The sequence below is a fragment of the Cryobacterium arcticum genome, from assembly GCF_001679725.1.
Classification (GTDB): domain Bacteria; phylum Actinomycetota; class Actinomycetes; order Actinomycetales; family Microbacteriaceae; genus Cryobacterium; species Cryobacterium arcticum_A.
Genome location: NZ_CP016282.1, coordinates 1,723,827 through 1,744,798, shown reverse-complemented (window position 1 = coordinate 1,744,798; position 20,972 = coordinate 1,723,827). Strand labels below are relative to the sequence as shown.

The 20,972-nt window shown below is 69.2% G+C and carries 21 protein-coding genes; 5 read left to right on the top strand and 16 right to left on the bottom strand.

Going from position 1 to position 20,972, the window contains the following annotated elements:
* Positions 1 to 56 precede the first annotated feature (56 nt).
* The 4 genes from PA27867_RS07755 to PA27867_RS07740 all read left to right on the top strand — a co-directional run bounded on the left by PA27867_RS07755 (position 57) and on the right by PA27867_RS07740 (position 4,334).
* A complete protein-coding gene (locus PA27867_RS07755) occupies positions 57 to 1,391 on the top strand; it encodes an extracellular solute-binding protein (protein WP_084021393.1) in 1,335 nt (444 codons plus the stop codon).
* A gap of 5 nt (positions 1,392 to 1,396) precedes the next feature.
* Positions 1,397 to 2,356, top strand: a complete 960-nt coding sequence (locus PA27867_RS07750) for a carbohydrate ABC transporter permease (protein ID WP_066595023.1) — start codon at positions 1,397 to 1,399, stop codon at positions 2,354 to 2,356.
* Positions 2,357 to 2,421: 65 nt separating this feature from the next.
* Positions 2,422 to 3,255: a carbohydrate ABC transporter permease gene (locus PA27867_RS07745; RefSeq protein WP_066599395.1), complete on the top strand. Its 834-nt coding sequence runs from the start codon at positions 2,422 to 2,424 to the stop codon at positions 3,253 to 3,255.
* A gap of 2 nt (positions 3,256 to 3,257) precedes the next feature.
* The gene (locus tag PA27867_RS07740) at positions 3,258 to 4,334 is read left to right on the top strand and encodes a glycosidase (RefSeq protein WP_066595021.1); all 1,077 of its coding nucleotides are present in this window, start codon (positions 3,258 to 3,260) and stop codon (positions 4,332 to 4,334) included.
* A gap of 108 nt (positions 4,335 to 4,442) precedes the next feature.
* Here PA27867_RS07740 and csrA read toward each other — a convergent pair whose 3' ends face one another.
* The 14 genes from csrA to PA27867_RS07670 all read right to left on the bottom strand — a co-directional run bounded on the left by csrA (position 4,443) and on the right by PA27867_RS07670 (position 16,423).
* Positions 4,443 to 4,721 carry a carbon storage regulator CsrA gene (csrA, locus tag PA27867_RS07735; protein ID WP_066595019.1) on the bottom strand — a complete coding sequence of 93 codons (279 nt, stop codon included), beginning with the start codon at positions 4,719 to 4,721 and terminating at the stop codon, positions 4,443 to 4,445.
* 4 nt (positions 4,722 to 4,725) lie between these two features.
* Positions 4,726 to 6,114, bottom strand: a complete 1,389-nt coding sequence (locus tag PA27867_RS20595) for a hypothetical protein (protein WP_157109160.1) — start codon at positions 6,112 to 6,114, stop codon at positions 4,726 to 4,728.
* The gene (locus tag PA27867_RS07725; protein WP_066599393.1) at positions 6,089 to 8,086 is read right to left on the bottom strand and encodes a flagellar biosynthesis protein FlhA; all 1,998 of its coding nucleotides are present in this window, start codon (positions 8,084 to 8,086) and stop codon (positions 6,089 to 6,091) included. The genes PA27867_RS20595 and PA27867_RS07725 overlap by 26 nt, the downstream gene beginning before the upstream one ends.
* Before the next feature lie 54 nt (positions 8,087 to 8,140).
* Positions 8,141 to 9,322, bottom strand: a complete 1,182-nt coding sequence (locus tag PA27867_RS07720; RefSeq protein WP_066595014.1) for an EscU/YscU/HrcU family type III secretion system export apparatus switch protein — start codon at positions 9,320 to 9,322, stop codon at positions 8,141 to 8,143.
* On the bottom strand, positions 9,322 to 10,080 hold the full coding sequence (locus tag PA27867_RS07715) for a flagellar biosynthetic protein FliR (protein ID WP_066595011.1): 759 nt from the start codon (positions 10,078 to 10,080) through the stop codon (positions 9,322 to 9,324). The genes PA27867_RS07720 and PA27867_RS07715 overlap by 1 nt, the downstream gene beginning before the upstream one ends.
* Positions 10,081 to 10,356 (bottom strand): flagellar biosynthesis protein FliQ, encoded by a 276-nt coding sequence (fliQ, locus tag PA27867_RS07710; protein ID WP_066595006.1) that lies wholly within the window; start codon positions 10,354 to 10,356, stop codon positions 10,081 to 10,083.
* Positions 10,356 to 11,243, bottom strand: coding sequence for a flagellar type III secretion system pore protein FliP (gene fliP / locus PA27867_RS07705; protein WP_066595005.1), 888 nt, complete (start codon positions 11,241 to 11,243; stop codon positions 10,356 to 10,358). Before fliP ends, fliQ begins: the two co-directional genes overlap by 1 nt.
* Positions 11,244 to 11,341: 98 nt before the next feature.
* A complete protein-coding gene (gene fliO / locus PA27867_RS07700; RefSeq protein WP_066595004.1) occupies positions 11,342 to 11,869 on the bottom strand; it encodes a flagellar biosynthetic protein FliO in 528 nt (175 codons plus the stop codon).
* Positions 11,870 to 12,622, bottom strand: a complete 753-nt coding sequence (fliN, locus tag PA27867_RS07695; RefSeq protein ID WP_084020860.1) for a flagellar motor switch protein FliN — start codon at positions 12,620 to 12,622, stop codon at positions 11,870 to 11,872.
* A complete protein-coding gene (locus tag PA27867_RS07690; protein WP_236900874.1) occupies positions 12,619 to 13,527 on the bottom strand; it encodes a flagellar motor switch protein FliM in 909 nt (302 codons plus the stop codon). The genes fliN and PA27867_RS07690 overlap by 4 nt, the downstream gene beginning before the upstream one ends.
* 85 nt (positions 13,528 to 13,612) lie before the next feature.
* Positions 13,613 to 14,512 (bottom strand): OmpA/MotB family protein, encoded by a 900-nt coding sequence (locus PA27867_RS07685; protein WP_066595003.1) that lies wholly within the window; start codon positions 14,510 to 14,512, stop codon positions 13,613 to 13,615.
* On the bottom strand, positions 14,509 to 15,327 hold the full coding sequence (locus PA27867_RS07680; protein WP_066595000.1) for a motility protein A: 819 nt from the start codon (positions 15,325 to 15,327) through the stop codon (positions 14,509 to 14,511). The genes PA27867_RS07685 and PA27867_RS07680 overlap by 4 nt, the downstream gene beginning before the upstream one ends.
* Entirely contained in the window at positions 15,328 to 15,609 is a 282-nt protein-coding gene (locus PA27867_RS07675) for a flagellar FlbD family protein (RefSeq protein WP_066594998.1), read from the bottom strand. It lies immediately after the preceding gene.
* A gap of 130 nt (positions 15,610 to 15,739) precedes the next feature.
* Entirely contained in the window at positions 15,740 to 16,423 is a 684-nt protein-coding gene (locus PA27867_RS07670; RefSeq protein WP_066594996.1) for a hypothetical protein, read from the bottom strand.
* Positions 16,424 to 16,819: 396 nt separating this feature from the next.
* Here PA27867_RS07670 and PA27867_RS07665 point away from each other — a divergent pair, with 396 nt between their 5' ends.
* Positions 16,820 to 18,391 carry an HNH endonuclease signature motif containing protein gene (locus tag PA27867_RS07665; RefSeq protein ID WP_066594994.1) on the top strand — a complete coding sequence of 524 codons (1,572 nt, stop codon included), beginning with the start codon at positions 16,820 to 16,822 and terminating at the stop codon, positions 18,389 to 18,391.
* Between the two features lie 771 nt (positions 18,392 to 19,162).
* On the opposite strand, the gene PA27867_RS07660 is transcribed toward PA27867_RS07665, so the two are convergent.
* Together PA27867_RS07660 and PA27867_RS07655 are read right to left on the bottom strand one after the other, a co-directional pair.
* Positions 19,163 to 20,350, bottom strand: a complete 1,188-nt coding sequence (locus tag PA27867_RS07660; protein ID WP_066594992.1) for a flagellar hook protein FlgE — start codon at positions 20,348 to 20,350, stop codon at positions 19,163 to 19,165.
* An 88-nt stretch (positions 20,351 to 20,438) separates the two neighbouring features.
* Positions 20,439 to 20,894, bottom strand: coding sequence for a flagellar hook assembly protein FlgD (locus PA27867_RS07655; RefSeq protein ID WP_066594991.1), 456 nt, complete (start codon positions 20,892 to 20,894; stop codon positions 20,439 to 20,441).
* Positions 20,895 to 20,972 lie beyond the last annotated feature (78 nt).

Below are 20,972 nucleotides of genomic sequence, written 5' to 3'. Positions count from 1 at the left end.
GCCCCGCACTACCGTGCCGCAGCAGAGCCGCTGCGGATTCATGAATGGAGAATCACATGCATACCCGCACCCGCACCACCAGCACGAACCGCCAGACCAGGCGGCGCAACGCCAGGTTCCTCGCCGCGGCAGCCACCTCCGCCGCCATGATCGTCGCCCTGGGCGCCTGCTCGAGCGGAGGCGCCTCCTCCGGCGGCTCGGACTCCCGCGGAGACATCACCATCTGGTACTCCAACAACGAGACCGAGATCGCGTGGGGCAAGCAGATGGTCTCAGCCTGGAACGCCGACCACCCCGATGAGCAGGTCAAGGCCCAGGAGATCCCCGCCGGCAAGAGCAGCGAAGAGGTCATCGGAGCCGCCATCACGGCCGGCAACGCGCCCTGCCTGGTCTTCAACACCGCCCCCGTCGCGGTGCCGCAGTTCCAGAAGCAGGGCGGTCTGGTCGATCTCAGCAGCTTCGAGGACGGCGCCAGCTACATCGAGGAGCGCACCGGAGAGGCGTCGTCGCAGTACCAGGACGCCGACGGGGACTACTACCAGATGCCCTGGAAGTCGAACCCCGTCATGATCTTCTACAACAAGGACATGTTCGCCGCGGCCGGGCTCGACCCGGAGAACCCGCAGCTGTCCACCTACGATGACTTCCTCGCCACCTCGCGCACCCTGGTCGCCAGCGGCGCAGCTCCCAACGCCATCTACCCGGCCCCCACCAGCCAGTTCTTCCAGAGCTGGTTCGACTTCTACCCGCTCTACGCGGCCGAGACCGGCGGCACGCAGCTCGTCGAGGACGGCGAGGCCACCTTCAACGACGCCGACGGCGCCGCGGTCGCCGAGTTCTGGAAGACCCTGTACTCAGAGGGGCTCGCCGGCAAGGAGCAGTACCAGGGTGACTCGTTCGCCGACGGCCAGGCCGCCATGTCGATCGTCGGGCCGTGGGCGGTGTCGGTCTACAAGGACGCCGTGAACTGGGGCGCCGTTCCGGTTCCCACCAGTGCCGGCACGCCCGCCGAGGACACCTACACCTTCAGCGACGCCAAGAACGTGGGTATGTTCACCGCCTGCGAGAACCAGGCCACGGCTTGGGACGTGCTGAAGTTCGCCACCAGCGAGGAGCAGGACGGCCAGCTGCTCGAACTGACCGGCCAGATGCCGCTGCGGGCCGATCTGACCACGGTGTACCCGGACTACTTCGCGGCGAACCCCGCGTACCAGCAGTTCGGTGACCAGGCGTCCCGTACGGTCGAGGTGCCCAGCGTCGCCAACTCGGTCGCCGTGTGGCAGGCCTTCCGTGACGCGTACACCAAGTCGGTGATCACCGGAGACGGCGATGTGGCCGGCTCCCTGGATGACGCGGCCACCAAGGTCAACGACCTGATCGCGCAGCCGTAGGCATCATGTCCACCCTCACCCCGAAACGACCCCTCGCCGGGAGGCCCGCAACGCCTCCCGGCGGGGGCGCCCGCCCGCGCCGCAAGCGCCAGTGGCTGGGCAAGAACCCGTTCGGGCTCCTGCTCAGCGCACCGTACCTGATCTTCGTCCTCGCGGTCTTCGCCTATCCCCTGGTGTTCGCCTTCTGGATGTCGTTCCACGATTACTTCTTCGCCGCCCCCGGCGCCCAGGTCGACCGGCCCTTCGTGGGGCTGGCCAACTTCCAGGAGGTGCTCAGCGATCCCGCCGTCATCCGGTCATTCGGCAACGTGGGGATCTTCCTGCTGATCAACGTGCCGCTCACCGTGGTGCTCTCCCTGGTCCTCGCCAGCGCCCTGAACAAGGCGGTGCGTTTCCGCACCTTCCTGCGTGTGTCGTACTACGTGCCGTATGTCACCGCATCCGTCGCGGTCGTGGGCGTGTGGATCTTCCTGTTCAGCGGTAACGGGCTGGTCAACCAGATCCTGGGCCCGCTTGCCCCCGATCCGGCCTGGCTGATCAACGAGCAGTGGGCCATGCCCACCATCGCGATCTTCGTCACCTGGAAGGGCCTGGGGTTCTTCATCCTGCTCTACCTGGCCGCGCTGCAGAACGTGTCCGAGGAGCTCTACGAGGCAGCGGCGACGGATGGGGCGGGCAAGATCCGCAGCTTCTTCTCGGTCACCGTGCCCGGTGTGCGCCCGGCGACGGTGCTCGTGTTGCTGCTGTCGACCGTGACCGGTGCCAACCTCTTCACCGAGCCGTACCTGCTCACCGGCGGCGGCGGCCCGAACGGCGCGTCCACCTCCCCCGTGCTGATCATGTACCAGCGCGGTATCGAACAGGGCTCGCCGGACACGGCGGCCGCGATCGGAGTGATCCTCGTGATCGGTGTCCTCATCCTCGCGTTCATCCAGCGGAAGCTCGCCGGGGGTGATGAATCATGAGCCGCACACGCACCGAGCGGCCCAGGACCGCTGAGGCGCCCGACCGCACCCACCGGGCGGACGGCATGAGCCGTGGTCAGAACATCCTGCGCGGCGTCGTGCTGCTGGTGGGCGCGCTGGTGTTCCTGTTCCCGTTCTACTACATGGTCATCGGATCGCTCCAGACCAAGCCGGACCCGACCATCGCGGGTGCCTTCCCCAACCCGGCCAACTTGACGCTCGACAACTACGCCGACATCAACGGCCGGATCAACCTGCTGCAGGGGCTGCTGAACTCGGGCATCTTCACCGGCGGCGTGATCCTGTGCACGGTCGTGTTCGGTGTCCTGGTCGGGTACGCCCTCGCTCAGCTGCAGTGGCGCGGCCGCGGAGTGACCTTCGCGCTGGCGCTGCTGGTGCAGGTGGTTCCGTTCCAGCTCCTGATGATCCCGCTGTACGTGATGATCGCCAGGGACTACGGCCTCGCCGACAACTACCTGGGCATGATCCTGCCGTTCGCCATCAACTCGACAGCGGTGATCATCTTCCGGCAGTACTTCCTGCAGATCCCCAAGGAGCTCTTCGATGCGGCCCGCATCGACGGCGCCGGGGAGCTGCGGATCCTGCGCCGGATCGCGTTGCCGCTCGTGCGGCCGGCGCTGCTCACGGTGGTGCTGTTGACCTTCATCGGCCCGTGGAACGAATTCCTCTGGCCGTTCCTGATCACCAAGGAAGCCTCGCTGCAACCGCTCGCCGTCTCACTGGCGAACTACCTCAGCAATGTCGCCGCCACGGCGGCCAACCCCTTCGGAGCCATCCTGGCCGGCGCCTGTGTTCTGGCCGGCCCGGCAGTGCTCCTGTTCATCCTGTTCCAGCGTCACTTCGTCTCGAGCAATATCGGCTCGGGCGTGAAAGGTTAGCCATGCACACCGTCAGCACCGCATTCCCGTACACCCTCACCCGGATGGGCGTCATCATGACGCCGGAAGACGGCAATGAGCTCGAGGCCGAGGGCGTGCTCAACCCCGCGACCGGCCGCACCCCGGACGGCACCCTGTACTTGCTCCCCCGCCTGGTCGCCACCGGCAACGTCTCCAGGGTCGGCCTGGCGCGCCTGATCATCGAGGACGGTGTGCCCACCGGTGTCGAACGCGAGGGTGTCGTCCTCGCCCCCGACCGTGGCTGGGAACGCGGCGCCAACAATGCCGGCGTGGAGGATCCGCGGGTGACCTTCGTGCCGCTCCTCGGTCTGCACGTGATGACCTACGTGGCCTACGGTCCGCTCGGTCCGCGCACCGCGGTGGCCGTGTCGGAGGACCTCCGCGAGTGGCGGCGCCTGGGCCCGGCCCTCTTCGCCTACGACGACGCGCTCGACATGGACCTCAACCTCTTCCACAACAAGGACACGGTCTTCTTCCCGGAGCCGGTGACCGCCCCGGACGGCGTGGCCAGCTTCGCGGTGCTGCACCGGCCCATGTGGGACCTGGGCGAGACCCGCCCCGGTGAGGGCATCCGGGTGCCGGCCGGAGTGACCGACCAGCGCCAGAGCATCTGGATCAGCTACATCCCGGTGTCCGAGGTGCTGGCGGATGTCTCCGCCCTCACGATGTGGCGCGGGCACCGGTTCCTGGCCGGGCCGGAGTTCGCCTTCGAAGAACTGAAGATCGGCGGCGGCCCCGCTCCGCTGCGGGTGCCGGAGGGCTGGCTGCTGCTGCACCACGGTGTGACCGGGGTGATCAACAGCGCGTTCGACCAGCAGCAGAAGGTGAACTACGCCGCCGGAGCCATGATCCTGGACGCCGACGACCCCACGATCGTGCTCGCCCGCACCGAGGAACCGCTGCTGAAGGCCGAGACGCCCGATGAGACCAGCGGGATCGTGCCCAACGTGGTCTTCCCCACCGCGATCGAGGAGATCGAGGGTCAGCTCTACGTGTTCTACGGCATGGCCGACTCCAAGATCGGCGTGGCCCGGATGGACCGCCGCCCGCTCGACTGAGCCTTCCCCGCCCAGAACTGGTCCCGAAGCGGACACGTGCACCCCGTACTCCGGGGGTGCACCTGTCCGCTTCGGTGACAGTTGGGCCCGGGTCGTCGGGGCGGACGGTTACGGGGCGGGCGTCACCGGGGCGGGCGTGACCGGGGCGGGCAGGCCGAGGCTGGACCTGAGTTGGTCGGCGGCGGCCTCCTCGGACCGGCCGGCGGCCACGTTCGCCTCGAGGTTGGCCTCGGTGACGGCCGTGAGGATCTCGGCCCGCTGGATCGAGATACCGCGCGGGGCGTCCACCCCGATGCGGATGCTGTCGCCGCGGACGTCGAGCACTGTGATGACGATATCGTCACCGATGAGGATCTTTTCCCCCTGTTTGCGCGTGAGAACCAGCATCCGGTCAGCCTATCGCGAACGGGTCGTTCGGCCCCTCGGGGCCGTGCTGCGGGCGTGCGTCGGTGGGCGTGCCTGGCCGGTCCTGGACTGGCGTCCTGCCCCGCTGCTGCGTGCCGACACGGCCCGACGGAGATCCCTGGGCCGGGGCGATCCACCCGATCGGCAGGCCGAGCCGGCGCACCGTGCCCGGGGTTGCCGTGGACTCGGCGCCGACCACCGCGAGGGCGTCGATGGCCATGGTGGCCCGCGCGGCGCTCACCCACCGGGCGGTGTCGGCGGCCTTCCGTCCGGCGTGCACGACGGCCCAGGCCTGGTCTGCGCCCAGCGCCGCCAGGGCGGCAACGTCGGAGCCGGACGCTCCGGGCGCGTCACCGGGACCGGACAGCGCGAACGGGCCGGGTACCGGGCAGGCGACCAGGATGCTCCGGCCCTGCTCCACTCCCCTGGCCCGGGCGGCCAGCGCGCCGCGCCTGTCGACGATCCGGTCACTGGCGGCGCTGATCGGCGCGCCTGGACCCGTCGAGAGCAGTCGCACGACCTCGAGCACGTCGTCGGGCATCCCGACCAGCAGCACCAGGTCGCCCGGGCCGTCGAGCAGAGCAGGGGCCGCGACGCTGAGTTCGAGAGGGAGCTCCGGCGCCTCGGTGCCCGACGAGGCCGCGCCGGCACCGGTGCCCGGTGCGACCGTCGGGGCCGTCTGACCCGGCCCACCGCGGCCGGGCGCGGTGGCGAAGGTCAGGTCGTCCATCAGCCGGGCGAAGTCGGGCGTACCGGTCGACACCGTTTCCGGCCGCCTCTCACGCGCGGACGCGGCTCGGCGCGCTGCGGGCTGAGCGGGCTGAGCGGCAGGATCGACGTCCACGGGGCTCCCGGTCTCCCCCGGCTGTGCGGCACCGCCCGATACGGCGCCCGCCCAGCCGGCACCGGTCGCGCCGGCGCCTCCCGGGCCCACGCCGGTCGACCCCACTCCGGTCGAACCGCTGCCCGCCGGACCAGCGCCGGCCGGACCGTTGCCGGCAGGATCGGCACCACTCGTGCCAGCGCCCGCGGAACCGGCCCCGGTCGCCCCGGCGCCCGCCCGGTCGGGGCCCGCCCCGATGCCGATCAGCTCGGACTCGGCGGCGTCGGCATCGTCGAGCAGGGCTGCGATGCCGAGCCTGGTGGTGAGCTCATCCCTGCCGCGGCGACGGCCGGCGGGCTGCACCTCCACGAATACCTCGACGGGAACCTCAACTGTCACCTCCACGTGCCGCTTGGCGAAGTAGCCGCGGATGCCGCCGACGGTGATCTGTTCGGCCCGCACGATGCGGGCATCCCGCCCGTGTTCGGCGCGCACGCGTTCCCGCAGCTCCGGAAGCGACGCACCCTCAAGCCGGAATCGTCGCGGTTCCACGGACCACCCCCACGGTCTCGATGGCCACGCGGGCGGAGGTGACCTCTTCGTAGGACAGCACCGGCAGGCCGCCGGACTGCGCCGAGACCAGGCGCCGGATGGCGGGGCGCAAGGCCGGCGCGCAGACCAGCACCGCCGTGCGTCCGCTGGCCTCGACCGTGGCGATGGCGCTCTGCAGTGAGCCGAGGATGGCGTCGATCCGCACCGGGTCCAGGAGGATCTGGCTGCCCTGGTCGCTCGGCCGCATGCCCTCGAGCATGGACTGCTCGAGCCCCGGTTCGATCATGATCACCCGCAGCACCCCGCCGTCGACATACAGGGCGGTGAGCGCGGGGCCCAGCGCCTGCCGGGCCGCCTCGACCAGCCCCTCCTGGTCTACGGACACCTTGGCCCGCACCGACAGTGCCTCGTAGATGCGCGGCAGGTCGTTGATCGGGATCTGCTCGCCGAGCAGACCTTGCAGCACCCGCTGCACCTCGGCCAGGGAGAGCAGGGCGGGCACGAGGTCGTCGACGGCGGAGGGACTCACCTGGCGCACGCCATCCGTGAGCACCCGCACGTCTTCGCGGGTGAGCAGCCGTGCGGCGTTACCCGTGATGATCGAGGACAGGTGGGTGACGAGCACCGACACCCGGTCGATCACGGTGGCGCCGGCCATCTCGGCCCGGGGCCGCATCTCGCTGGACACCCATTTGCCGACCAGGCCGAAGACCGGTTCGACCGTCGCAGTGCCCGGCAGGGACTCCAGGTTGTCGCCGAGCGCGAGCACCTTGCCGGCCGGGGCGATCCCCCGCCCGGCCTCGACGCCCGAGATGCGGATGGAGTAGGTGGCCGGCGGCAGATCGACGTTGTCCCTCGTGCGCACCGGGGGCACCACCATGCCCAGGTCGAGGGCGACCTTGCGGCGGAGCGCCCGCACCCGGGCGAGCAGGTCGTCGGATGCGCCGGACACCAGGTCGACCAGGTCGGGGGCGAGCTGGATCTCCAGGGCGTGCACGCGCATCTGCTCGATGAGCTCCTCGGCGGTGTCTGACCGGGGCGCGCGGCTCTCGACGGCCACGGCAGCCGCCGCGCCGGCCTTGGCCCTGGCCTCGTTGCCCTTGATGCGTTGGGCGAGCACGATGAGGCCGGCGCCGACGACGACGAACGGGATGATCGGCATCCCGGGGATGAGGGCCATCAGGATGGCGGCGGCGCCGGCGATCATCAGGGCCATGCGGGACTGGGTGAGCTGGGCGGACGCTGTGGCGCCGATGTCGGATTCGGCGTTGGACCGGGTGACGATCATGCCGGTGGAGACGGCCATCAGCAGTGCGGGGATCTGGGTGACCAGGCCGTCGCCGATGGTGAGCAGGGCGTAGGTGTTCAGCGCGTCGCCGATCTCCATGCCCCGCTGCAGCATGCCGATCGCGATGCCGCCGATCAGGTTGATCACGATGATGATGATGCCGGCGATCGCGTCGCCCTTGACGAACTTGGAGGCGCCGTCCATCGCGCCGTAGAAGTCGGCCTCGGCCGAGACCTCTGCACGGCGGTCCTTGGCCTGCACGTCGGTGATCAGGCCGGCGTTCAGGTCGGCGTCGATGGCCATCTGCTTTCCCGGCATGGCGTCGAGGGTGAACCGCGCGCCCACCTCTGCGACCCGTTCTGCACCCTTGGTGACCACGACGAACTGGATGACGACGAGAATCAGGAAGATCACCGCGCCGATGATGATCGAGCCGCCGACGGCCACGTGCCCGAACGACGCGATCACCTGCCCGGCGTAGCCCTGGCCGAGCACGAGCCGGGTGGAGGCCACGTTGAGGCCCAACCGGAACAGCGTGGCCACGAGCAGCAGCGACGGGAACACCGAGAAGTCCAGCGGCTTCTTGACGAACATCGTGGTGAGCAGGGTCACCAGGGCCAGCAGGATGTTGACGATGATCAGCACGTCCAGGAGCACGGCCGGCACCGGGACCACAAGGAGCATGATGATGCCGACCACTCCGACCGGGACGGCGAATTTCGCGAGGGTGCTGTTCACTTAGGTGGCCTCCGTGGTGCGGATACGAGTGGGCAGGGGCGACGGGTGTCTGGTGGGAGCAGGTGGGGTGGGCGCGCCGCGGTGACGGGCCGGCGGTGGGGGCGCCGGCGGGGTGGTCATGGTGTGCACGCCTGACCGGGAGCCGCGGGTCTTGAGCGCCAGCACAAAGGCGAGCACCCGGGCGACCGCGTTGTACAGCTCCACCGGGATCTCGTCACCGAGCGCGCAGGCGCTGTGCAGCGCCCGGGTGAGCGGGATGTCCTTGACGATGGGCACGGCGTCGGTCTCCGCCTGCTCGCGGATGCGGGCGGCGATCACCCCGGCACCCGTGGCGACCACGCGGGGCGCCGACTTGCCCGGCTCATAGCGCAGGGCCACGGCGAAATGGGTGGGGTTGATCAGCACCACGTCGGCGGTGGCGACCGCGGCGATCATACGGTTGCGGCTCATCGCCAGTTGCCGGGCCCGGCGCTGGGAGCGGATCAACGGGTCGCCCTCCGAGCTCTTGTGCTCGTCGGTGACCTCCTTCTTGGTCATCCGGGTGCGCTTGCGGTTGCGCCGCAGCACCACGAACACGTCGGCGGCGGCCAGCACGAGACCGGCGATCACAGCCGACTGCACCAGCGCGGCAGTACCGTCGGTGGCGGCGCCGATCAGCACGGTCACGGGCAGTCCCCCGGCCGTCATGAGCACGGGCGTCAGGCCCTGGATCACGGTCGTCAGCACCACGCCGACGACGATGGTCTTCAGCAGCGCCTTCACCCCCTGCCACAGCGCCTGGCTGCCGAAGGTGCGGGCCAGCCCGGTGACCGGGTTGAACTGGTCGTACTTGCCGGCGAGCTTCTTGATGTGGATGCCGCCCTGGGCGATCGACCCCGCCAGAACCGCCACGCACACCACGACCAGCATCGGCGTGAGGATGCCGCCCATCGCGCCGAGCCCTTCACCGAGCAGGTCCAGCGCGCGTTGCGGGTCGGGGTTCTCGGCCACCGCACGGATGTCGAAGAGTTGCGTGCGCCCGGCGGCGGCGCCGGCCTCGATGGTGAGGGGCATCATCACCGCGGCCGCGCCGATGCCGACCCACGCCGTGAGGTCCTGGGAGCGGGAGAGCTGTCCCTTGGAGCGCACCTCGCGCATCCGCTTCTCGGTGGCTTGTTCGGTGCGTTCGCCCGAATCGCTCATCAGCGCACCCCCCACATGCTCGTGACCGCGTCGTCGGTGAGGGACGCCACGATGCCCGGGAGGGCCATGAAGCCGGCTGCGCCGAGGGTGAGGGTGATGAGGATCTTGAGCGGGAAGCCGAGGGCGAAGGCGTTCAGCGCGGGCGCCACCCGGGTGAGGAGGCCGAGGCCCGCGTCGGCGAGGAACAGCACAACGATGAGGGGGCCGGCGATCTGCACAGAGGCCAGGAGCATCTGGCCGACGGCCGTGGTGATGGCGTCGAGCGGCACGGCCAGGTCGATTCCGCCGCCGACCGGCAGGGCGGCGAACGACCGGGCGAGTCCGCCGAGGATGAGCTGGTAGCCACCGGAGGCGAACAGGAGCGCCAGCGCGGTCATCTGGTAGAGCCGGGTGAACTGGGCGCCGTTGACCATCGACTGCGGGTCGAAGCCCTGGGCCAGCTGGAAGCCGCCGAACAGGTCGATGAGGTTGCCGGCGGACTGGATGGCGGAGAAGACGACGAGCACCAGGAAGCCCAACACCCCGCCCACGAGGATCTCGAGCAGCAGCGCCAGGATGAACCCGCCCGTGTCCGGCGAAGCGTAGTCGGGCACCACGCGTGGGGCGACGGCCAGGGCCAGCCCCACGGCGAGCATGCCCTTGATGCGCAGCGGGAAGGCGTTGAACGAGAACGGGGGCGCGATCACGAGGAACGCGACCATGCGCACGCCCGCGAGCATCACGGCTTCGAGCCAGCCGAAGTCCAGGGTGATGTCCACCTAGCCACCGCCGATGAGACCGGGGATCTTGTCGAACAGATTGGTGGTGAACGAGACGATCTCCGAGATCATCCAGTGCCCGCAGATGAGCATGGCCACGCACACGGCGATGGCCTTGGGCACGAACGAGAGCGTCACCTCCTGGATCTGCGTGATCGACTGCACGAGGGAGATCGCGAAACCGACCACCAGGGCGGTGATCAGGATGGGCGCGGAGAGCTTGGCGGCCACGACGATGGCCTGCAGCCCGATGTCGAGAACGGCGTTGGAGTCCATCAGCCACCCCGGTAACTGTTGACCAGGGTCGTGATGATCAGGCCCCAGCCGTCGACGAGGATGAAGAGCAGGATCTTGAACGGCAGGGAGATCATCACGGGCGGCAGCATCATCATGCCCATCGACATCAGCGCCGCGGACACCACGAGGTCGATGACCAGGAACGGGATGAAGATCACGAAGCCGATGATGAACGCGGCCCGGAGTTCGGAGATCATGAACGCCGGGATGAGGGTGAGCAGCGATACCGCGGCGGTGTTGGCCGGGTTGGGTTGGTCGGAGGCGCGCACCATCAGGGCGAGGTCCTCCTGCCTGGTGTGCGCGAGCATGAAGGTGCGCAGTGGCTCCGACCCTGTCGTCACGGCGTCGTCGAAGGTCATGGTGCCGTTGAGGTAGGGCTGCAGCGCATCCGTGTTGATGTCGGTGAGCACGGGAGCCATGATGAACAACGACAGGAACAGGGCGAGACCGGCGAGCACCTGGTTCGGCGGGATCGACGGCAGCGCGAGGGCGTTGCGGGTCATGGCGAGCACCACGAAGATCTTGGTGAACGACGTCATCATCAGCAGCAGCGCCGGGGCCACCGACAGCAGCGTGATGCCGATCAGGGTCACGATGGCCGAGGAGGGGGCGCCGTCCGGACCGTTGATCTCCACCGTGAGTCCGGTGCCCGGGGTGGCCGTCGGCGTGGCCACGGGGGTGGGCGTGGCCGGGTCGGTTGGCGCGATCGGTTCGGCAGGTACCGCCAGGGCGTTGCTGTGGCCGGTCGTGTTTTCGGCAGCGTGTCCTGCCGAGGCGACCAGCATCATCAGGGCCGCCACGATGATGAGGATCAGGGCGGCGGCGACGCCGATGCGGGCCAGCCGGCCGCGCCGCTCACTGACCACTGCGCGCGGGCGTGACGGTCGAGGGACCGGCCCGAGTGCCAGCCCGCCAACCGCCCGTGGGACCAGTCCGGCGCGTGCCGGGCGCGGCAGGACGGAATTCACCGGCCGTGCCGGAGCAGGGCGGCGGTCTGTTGCCAGGTCGACGGGGACAGGATGGAGCCGCCCAGTCGCCCGGTGCTGCTGCGGTCGCGGCGCGGCCGGAAGGTGAGCGGCGGGTCGGCGGGCAGCCCGGCCGCGTCGGAGGCGAGGGTGTCCTCTGTCCGCAGCGGCACGAGCACCGGCGGCACGAGGGTGGGGCCGCCGGAGGCCGCGTGCAGCGACCGGGCGAAAGCGGCCGAGCGGTCATCCGAGGTCTGCTGCTCCGCCAGGTGGGCCTCGGGTTCGGCCTCACCGCCGTGGAGCACGTTGATGGACTGCTCGGTGACGCCGAGCACGAACCGGCGGCCGTCGACATCCACCACCACCACGGATGCCTTCTGGCCGAGGCCCTGACGGCCCACGACCGTGACGACATTGGCCGTGCGCTTGCCGGGGCCCCTGGACAGGCGTCGTTGCAGCACCCAGAGCAGCCCGAGCACGACGGCCAGGGACAGCACCACTCTGAGGGCGACGACGACGGTGTCCACCTAGCTCAGGCTCTCGGCGACGTCGAGGATCTCGGTGATGCGCACGGCGTAGTCCTGATCGACAACGACGATCTCGCCGTGGGCGATGAGCCGGCCGTTGAGGAGGATGTCCGCGGGCGAGCCGACCGAACGGTCCAGCTCCACGACGGCTCCGGGTTCGAGGGCCAATACGTCGCGGACCGTCATGCGGGTGCGGCCGATCTCCACGGTGAGGGCCATCTCCACGCTGTTGATCCGGCCCAGGTTCCCGACGGCGCTCTCGTTCCGCACGGCAGGGGTGCCGTTTTGGCGCAGGCGGATCGCGAACCAGCCCACCGTCTCGCCGTCGCCGACGAGGTCGAAGACCACGGTCTCCGGGTCGAGCAGCAGGGCGGAGGCGTCGTCGACGCGGGCGTCACCGAGCACGCCGAGCCCGAGGGCCCCTGCGGCGCGCTCGAGGGCCGGGCGCACGATGTCGTCACGCGACACCAGCCCGCCGTCGGCACCGGCCGCCGCGTCGAGCGAGGCCGGGTCGGCCAGCACGACGGCGAGGTCGGCCGAGGTGGCGCCCACGAAGGAGGCCACCACTGCCCCGCCGGCGAGGCCCGCAGCCGCTGCGGCGACGCCCGGCCGGGCGCTGAGCAGGGTGGCGGTGGGGAGCACCGTGAGAAGGGCGTCGACCGCGGCCTGCGCAGTGCCGTCGGTGAGGCCGGGGTGGGCGGGCCCGGTGGCCGGGGCGGCGGACGGCTGCTGCGCGGGGCTGTGAAGCGTCATGGCGTGGTGTCCTCGGTGTCGATGATGATGCAGGCCAGGCGAGACCCGGTGGATCCGACGGCGGCCCGAGCGAGTGGGCGGCCATCCACCACCAAGTCGAGCGGTCGGTGGGTGGGATGCGGGAGGGCCAGGACGTCGCCGACGGCCAGGGCCAGGATGGCGCTGGGCTTGACGCGGGCGTGGGTGAGACGCACAGACACGTCGACGGGCACCCAGCCGAGCTGGGCGCGGAGCAGTTCGGCAGCCGGGGTGGGTGGCAGCACCGGCCCGGGCTCGCCGAGCTGCGGAAGCAGGGCCTCGGCCGGCAGGGCGAGGGTGGCGGTGGTGGTGCTCTCGCCGACCCGGATGGTGAAGCTCGCCACGATCATGAGGTCGGCCGTTGCGGCGGCCTGGGCGAACTGGGAGTTGTACTGGATGGTCCCGACGGCGATGGGAAGGGTGAGCAGCGCGCCGAGCGAGTACCGCAGATCTTCGAGGGCATCGTCCATCAGACGCCGCACGAGCGCCTGCTCGATCTGGGTGAACGGGCGCTCTGAGGGGGCGGGCAGGCCGGTTCCCCCGAGCATGTGGGTGACCCAGGACAGTGCCGCGGCCGAGGGGAACTGGATGACAGCCTGGGCCTCGAGGCTGCCGACGCTGCAGAGCACCATGGTCGTCGTGGCGGGCAGCGACGCGGCGTACTCGTCGTAGCCGCGCATGAGCACCTGCTCGCAGGTGACCTGGGAGATCACGCGCACCTGCGCGGTCAGCTGGGTGCCCCACTGCCGGGCGAAGGTCTCGAAGGCCAGCTCCAGCACCCGGGCATGGTCGCGGGCCAGCGTCGTCGGACGGCTGAAGTCATAGACCTCCACCGTGCGCGCCGGTTTTCCGGGCACGCCCGTGCTGTTGTGTTCCTGGACCGTCACGACTGGCACTATCGGCCGTCCACGAACGGATGTTAGCGTCGTCGCCGGATCCACCCGGCAGGTTCCGGCGGGTGGTGTCGGGTGCTCAGTGCCCGGTGTCCTCCGCCGAGTCCCCCGGCGAGGTTCCTGCCGGGGCGGCCGGACCAGGTTCCACGGGCTCGTCCGGTACCGCCGTGCCGTCGAGGACCGAGGGGATCAGGGCGCGCACGCTGTCCGGCTGGTTCGACAGGAGCACGACGTCGACCCGCCGGTTACGGGCCATTGCGGCCAGGTCGTCGCCCATGTCGACCGGGCGGGCCGAGCCGTAGCCCACGGCGCCGATCCGCTCCTGGGCCACACCGGTGCGCTCCACCAGGTGCCGCAACACCTGGGTGGCGCGGGCGCTGGAGAGTTCCCAGTCGGTCGGATAGTTGATGGTCACGCCGTGCCGGTCGGCGTGCCCCTCCACCGATACCTGCCGTGCGGTGCCGGCCAGGATGGGTCCGATGGTGTCGAGGACCGAGACTGCCTGCACACTCAGGGTGGCCACATTGGGTTCGAAGAACGTCTCCGATCCCACCAGGCCCGCCGAGAGCCCGCGCTCGTCGATGGTGTATTCCACCAGGGTGTTCAGTCCGACAGCTGTGAGGGCGCTGTCCATGGCTTTCTCCACGGCAGTCAGGTCGTCGACTTCGGCGATGGCCAGTTCGAGGTCGGTGAGACCGACGTCTTGGTTCACGGCGGGGGTGTCGACCAGGTCGGGTGGCACCACGATGCCCTCGGCGGTGTCGACCTTGCCCACGTCGACGGACCCGAATCCGGTGGCCAGGGAGTTCTTCAGCTGCACGAATTTCGCCTGATCGACAGTCGACATGGCGAAGAGCACGATGAACATGCACATCAGCACGGTGACCATGTCCATATAGGAGGCCATCCAGCGTTCGTCGACGTGCTCTTCGTGTTCTTCTTCCAGGCCGCGGCGGCGCCCCCGGCCGTGACCGCTCACGCGGCCTTCTTGAGCGGCTTGGCCGCCCCGGACTGCTTGCCCTGTTTGCTGCCTTTGGCGGACTTCGCGGAGGCGAGGGGCACCATGGCCTGCAGCCGTTCGCCGAGAAGCCGGGGCTGGCTACCGGCCTGAACGGCGAGTGCACCCTCCATGAGCAGGGTCATCCGCTCGGCCTCGATGTCGGACAGGCGCTTGAGCCGGTTGCCGATCGGCAGCCAGAGGAAGTTCGCGCTGAGCAGGCCCCACAGGGTGGCCACGAATGCCGCGGCGATCATGGGGCCGAGGGTGGACGGCGTGTCCAGGTTCTCGAGCACGTGGGTGAGGGAGATCACGGTGCCGATGATTCCGACCGTCGGGGCGTAGCCGCCGAGCGTGGTGAAGAACTTGGCGGCGGTGCGGCTCGCCTTGGTGCGGGTGGCGATCTCGTCTTCGAGCAGGATGCGCAGCTCGTCACCGTCGGTGCCGTCGGCGATGTTCTGCAGTGCACCGCGGAGGAACGGGTCCGAGACCTTGTCGGCTTCCTGCTCGAGGGCGAGTAGACCCGAACTGCGCGCCTTCTCGGCCAGGCCGACGACCTGGTCGATGAGCTTCTGTGGCGGCGTGGTCTTGCCCAGAAAGGCGCCGGGCAGCGCCTTAACGGCCTGGATGGTGTCCCGCAGGGTTCCCCCGGCGATGCCGACGGCGATGGTGGCACCGAAGACCAGCACCATCGGCGCCGGGAGGAGGATCGCGGTGACGTGCGATCCCTCGATGGTGATCATCGCGAACAGGGCGCCGAACGCCAGGACGATACCGATCAGGGTTGCGGGATCCATCTACATTCTCCGGGGGCGCAGGGGGACAACGGCGTCCGGTCGAGTGTCGGGATCGGACGCGGTGTGGTCGCCGTCGCTGCCGTTTCCGGAGCTGTAGGCCAGGTTGATCACGTGCGCGCGATAGGCGGCGATCTTCTCGATCACCTCGGCCAGGCTCTCCGTGACGATGAACTTGGCGCCGTCGACCATCACGAGGGTGGTGTCCGGGTTCACATGGATGCGTTCGATGAGATCGGGATTGATCGCGAACTGACTATCGTTCAGCCTGGTTACAACGATCATGGACCCGTCCCTGGTTCCCGGACGGCTCCAGTAGCCGTCAGCGACCACTGTCGGCCGACGGGTGCATTAGGTTAGCTGCCGGCCGCCGTGAGGATGCTCGTGGGGCTCACGGGCATGGTGCCCGGACCGGTCAGAACGAGGTGTTGCCGCCGCCCTCGACCACGGTCACGCTGAACGGGGTGTCCACAGGCACGCTGCCGAGGGCATCCATCGCGGCTCGGCGCACGGATGAGCTCTCTCCCGTGATACTGACCACGATCGCTCCGGGCTGCGAGGTCGGGTCAGACCCCACCGAGAACAAGGCCTCTGGGAATGAGCCGTTCTTCGTCATGCTGTCGGTGACCCAGCGGCCCACGTCGCTCACCGCGGCCTCGTAGTCCGCTGCGGTGAAACCGAGGTCTTCGACGGTGGAGTACGGCAGGCCGGTGTCGTCGAGGACTGCGAGAGCACCGGCCGGAGCGGTGCCCGTGAACCCGATGGAGAACGTGCGCTCCGGCCCGAAGAAGGCGTACGAGTACTCCCCGGCGAACTGGCCCTCGATAATGCTCGCGGCATCACCCAATGGCTTCTGGTAGAGCGCCCATTCGCTCTCTTCGTCCGAGTACCCCAACTCGCCCAGGGTGTACCCGGGATAGATCTCACGTTGCATCAGGGAGTCATGGTCAGTCGGCAGGGAGGCACCGGGATGCTCGGTGACGTGCCAGGTGGGCGTGGGCGCCTCGGCACCGACAACCGCGGCCGTCGACCCGCCGAGCGGCACCGCGCACCCGCTCAGACCAAGGGTCAGCACCCCCAACGCAGCAGCGATTCGCATCCCTAGCACTGTCGCTTTTCTCATGTCCGCCCCCGACTCATAGATGTTCCGCTCTCCTGGGGAAAAACTAACGTTCACACCGAGCAGAGGCAAGAGTCTTTTTTACTGGTCACAGGCAAGATTCAGGATGCGGGACACGCTGTGTGGATTCCCGGAAAAACTTATCCACAAGTTGAGTTTTGCTCACACGAGGATGCGAGATCGGGCTAGATTCGGGGCATGGCAATCCAGTCGAGCATCGCAGACACGTTCACCGTCGGGAACCCTCCCGACGGTGCTTTTCGTGTCGGCGTTGGGGCTGCTGAAGGGGCTACCGAGAAGCCAGCTGACCGGGCGACCGATGCTGCTGGTTACGGTGGCGACGGCCTAGTGGTTGCGGCTACTCGCGTGGCTCGGTTGGGCGGTTCGAGTGCCGATTACGACGCCCTCTCGGATGCCGACGTGCTGGCCGGGCAACAGACCCTCGCCCGCGCGCAGCGTGAGCTCGACACCCGGAAGGCGTGGATGGCGAAGACTCTCGCGCAGCGGTCCCGGTGGGAGTTGGGCCAGGCGGGCCTGGCGAAGAAGCAGGGGTTCCTCTCCCCCGAAGCGTTGATCCAGGAGTTGACCGGCGCGAGCAAGGTCGAGTCCCGCAAACTCGTCGGCGTGGGCCAGATGCTCGCCGAGGCCGAAGCCGCCGAGATACAGGCCGCCGAGGCCGAGGCTGAGGCCGCCCGCCGGCTCGCGGACGAGGCGGTGACCGGCCCGCTTGATCCCGACACGGCCGACACAGCACTGGGCGGCGCTGCCCTGCTGCCGGCACCGTGGCACGCGCCGATCAGCCGCGCGGTCAACGCCGGCACCCTCTCCGTCGACGCCGCCCACGCGATCCGCACCGGCCTGGGCGACATCGACACCGTCGTCACCGGACCGGTCCTCGCCGACGCTCTGGAGGGGTTACTCGCCGACGCCGGGACGATGAACGTGGACCAACTCCTCAAACGCGCCCGGCAGACCCGGGACTCCCTGGACGAAGCCGGCATCCGGGTGCGAGAACAGAAAGCCTGGGACGACCGCTACCTCCGCATCTGGATCCTGAACACCGGCCAGGTCCGCGTCGACGGATTGTTCCCACCGGAACAGGGCGAATTCATCAAGGCAACCTTCGACAGCCTCACCAGCCCCCGCCGCGGCGGCGTGCGCTTCGTCGACACCGACCGCGCCGCCTGGGCCAAACGCGTCCAGGACGACCCGCGCAGCACCACCCAGATCACCTGCGACGGCTTCATCGACCTCCTCCAGGCCGGCACCACCATCAACCCCAACGAGATGCTCGGCGGCCGCCGCCCCACCGTGCAGATCCTCACCAGCGCCACCCCCGCAGCCCGGCCCGCCGCCACTCCGGCCCCGACCGACCGGCCCGAAGCGAGCGAACCCACCGCCGCTGCACCGCCCGCCTGGCCCACCGGGCCCTGCCCACCGGACAGCCCGTACCCGCCGGGGTTCCTCCGCGACGCCGACACCATCCTGGTCTGCGAACCCGGACAACCCGGCCACGGCTACCTCGAAGGCAACACCGCACCCCTCTCCCAAGAAACCATCGAACGCCTCATCTGCGACGCCGCCACCATCGAGATCACCATCGACGACCTGGGCCGGCCCCTCGACGTCGGCCACGAACAACGCCTGTTCAACCGCGCCCAACGCCGCGCCCTCGCCGCCCGCGACGGCGGCTGCCGCTGGCCCGGCTGCGACCGCCCACCCGCCTTCACCGAAGCCCACCACATCCAACACTGGAAACGCGACCACGGCCGCACCGACATCAACCAAGGCATCCTGCTCTGCCACGCCCACCACATGCTGCTCCACAACCAAGGCTGGCAAATCTTCGAAAACACCGGCCAGTACTGGCTCCGACCACCAGCCACCATCGACCCCGGCCAGACCCTCATCAACATGCCCAGCCACACCCCGCCCCACACCACCTGACCCACGCTGGGTCGCGACCACACGCTGAGCGAGCTTGTCGAGATCCCGGCCGCCGGTGCGCGTTCGCGAGCAGCGTCACCAGGTCTCGACAAGCTCGACCGACGAAGCGGGAACCCTCCGCAGGCACGTCACCAGGTCTACTTCGACAAGCTCAGCACGGCGTCGACAAGCTCGACCGACGAGGTGGGAACCGTCCGCAAGCACGTCACTAGGTCTCGACAAGCTCGACCAACGAGTGGGAACGAACCGCAGGCGGGCTCACCGGGTCTACTTCGACAGGCTCAGCACGACGCCGACACGCTCGACCGACGCTGGGTCGCGACCACACGCTGATCGAGCTTGTCGAGATCCCGGCCGCCGTGCACGTTCGCGAGCAACGTCACCCGGTCTCGACGAGCTCGACCGACGAAGCCGGAACCTTCCGCAGGAACGTCACGGGGCCTACTTCGACACGCTCAGCACGACGCCGACACGCTCGACCGACGCTGGGTCGCGACCAGACGCTGACCGAGCTTGTCGAGATCCTGGCCGCCGGTGCGAGTTCGCGAGCGGCGTCACCGGGTCTCGACAAGCTCGACCGACGAGGTGGGAACCTTCCGCAGGACCGTCGCCGTGTCTACGTCGACAAGCTCAGCGCGGCGTCGACGAGCGCGACCAGGGCTGGGGCACGACCATCCGTTGGTCGGGCTTGGTGGGAGCGCACGAGGCGGCACACGTACGCAGAACGCGGCCACCCCTCCTTATCCGGAGGGGTGGCCGCGTTCTTGAGGGTTAGCGCTTGAGGTTGGTGAGCTCCTGCAGGACCTCATCCGAGGTCGTGATGATGCGGGCGTTCGCCTGGAAGCCCCGCTGCGCGACGATGAGGTTGGTGAACTCCTGCGAGAGGTCCACGTTCGACATCTCCAGGGCCCCACCGGTGAGCGAGCCCAACCCGGTCGATCCGGGGGCGCCGAGTTCGGCCGTCCCGGAGTTGAAGGTGGCCCGGTAGCCGTTGGAACCGGTCTTCTCCAGCCCGCCCGGGTTCGTGAACGTGGCCAGCGCGATGCGGCCCAGGGCCTTCTGCTCACCATTGCTGAACAGGCCCACGAGGGTGCCATCCTTGCCGAACGAGTAGGACTCGAGCGCGCCGGGGGCACTGCCGTCCGGCGACGCCTTGACCGCGCTGATGCCAGCCATTCCTTTCAGGCCGGTGAGGTCCACAGTGACCCCGCCAGCGGCAAGGTCACCGATGACGAGCGTTCCTCCCGAGGTCACCGACTCTTTCGTGAAGACCAGCGAAGTCTTTACAGCGGCACCTCCGTCAACGCCGGAAACCTCCCATCCGCTACCCGCCGGGTCCTTTGTGAAGGTCAGGGAAAGCGTGCGGGCCGCGCCCGAGGCGTCGTAAACCTTGACGTCTCGGAGCACCTGCGTGCCGGGACCGGCGTCGGACGGCAGCGTGCCCGTCACCCCGACCTTGCTCGTTGCCGCGCCCGGGATGACGGCATTGACCGGCAGCGTCAGGTTCCCGACAGCACCGCCCTCGTTGACCACGCCGTTCACCGCGCCCCAGCCCTGCACGATCGCGCCGGACGGCGTGACCAGACGACCGGCCGAGTCGAAGTCGAAGGTGCCGGCCCGGCTGTACACCGTCTCGCCGCCCTGCTGGGTGACGAAGAAGCCATCGCCGGAGATGAGCATGTCGCCAGCCTTACCGGTGGACTGCGAGGAACCCTGGGTGAAGTTGGTGGAGATGCCGGCGACCTGGACTCCGAGGCCCACCTGGGCCGGGTTGGTGCCGCCGGTCTGGGCACCGGGTCCGCTGGCGCCCTGGGTCAGCTGGGACAGGGTGTCCTGGAACTGGGTTGCCGACGCCTTGAACGCCGTGGTGTTGACGTTGGCGATGTTGTTGCCGGTGACGTCGAGCATGGTCTGGTGAGCGCGGAGCCCGGAGATACCGGAGTAGAGAGAGCGAAGCATGGGTGCTTCCTTTCGAGAGGTCGTGCAGACGGATGATTGTGGGTGCGGTGGTGTCGGCCCTGCCGAGCGGCCGAGGGGTGGTGCCGGGTCACCCCGTCGGGGCGGTCACCCCCGAGATGGCATCGAGGGCCACGCTGGCCTTGCCGACGGTGACCTGAGGCACCCCGCCCGCAAAAGAGACCGCGGAGACGATTCCGGAGACGCTCAGTCCCGCGGCATCCGTGTATGTGACGTTCTGGCCGACGAGGGCCGCGGCCGACGTGCGCATCTGCAGCGAGAAGTTCTCGTCCGAGGTGGTGGACAGGGCGGTGATCTTCTCCATCATGGCCAGCTGGGTGGTCTGCGAGATCATCTGGTTCGTATCCATGGGCGAGCTCGGATCCTGGTTGCGCAGCTGGGTGACCAGGAGCGACATGAAGGCTTCGGAGTCCAGGGTCTGCTTGGGCGTGCGCACCGGCGTGGTGGCGTACATACCGGACTTTGTGGCCGAGCCGGTGGCGTTCGGGGTAGCTGCGGCCACGGTCCCTACGGCGTCGATGGTCATGAGATCTCGTTTCTCGGGGGCTGCGGGGATGAGGTGGGCGGGGAGGACTGCGGTGACAAGGGCATGGCCGGCGGTGCG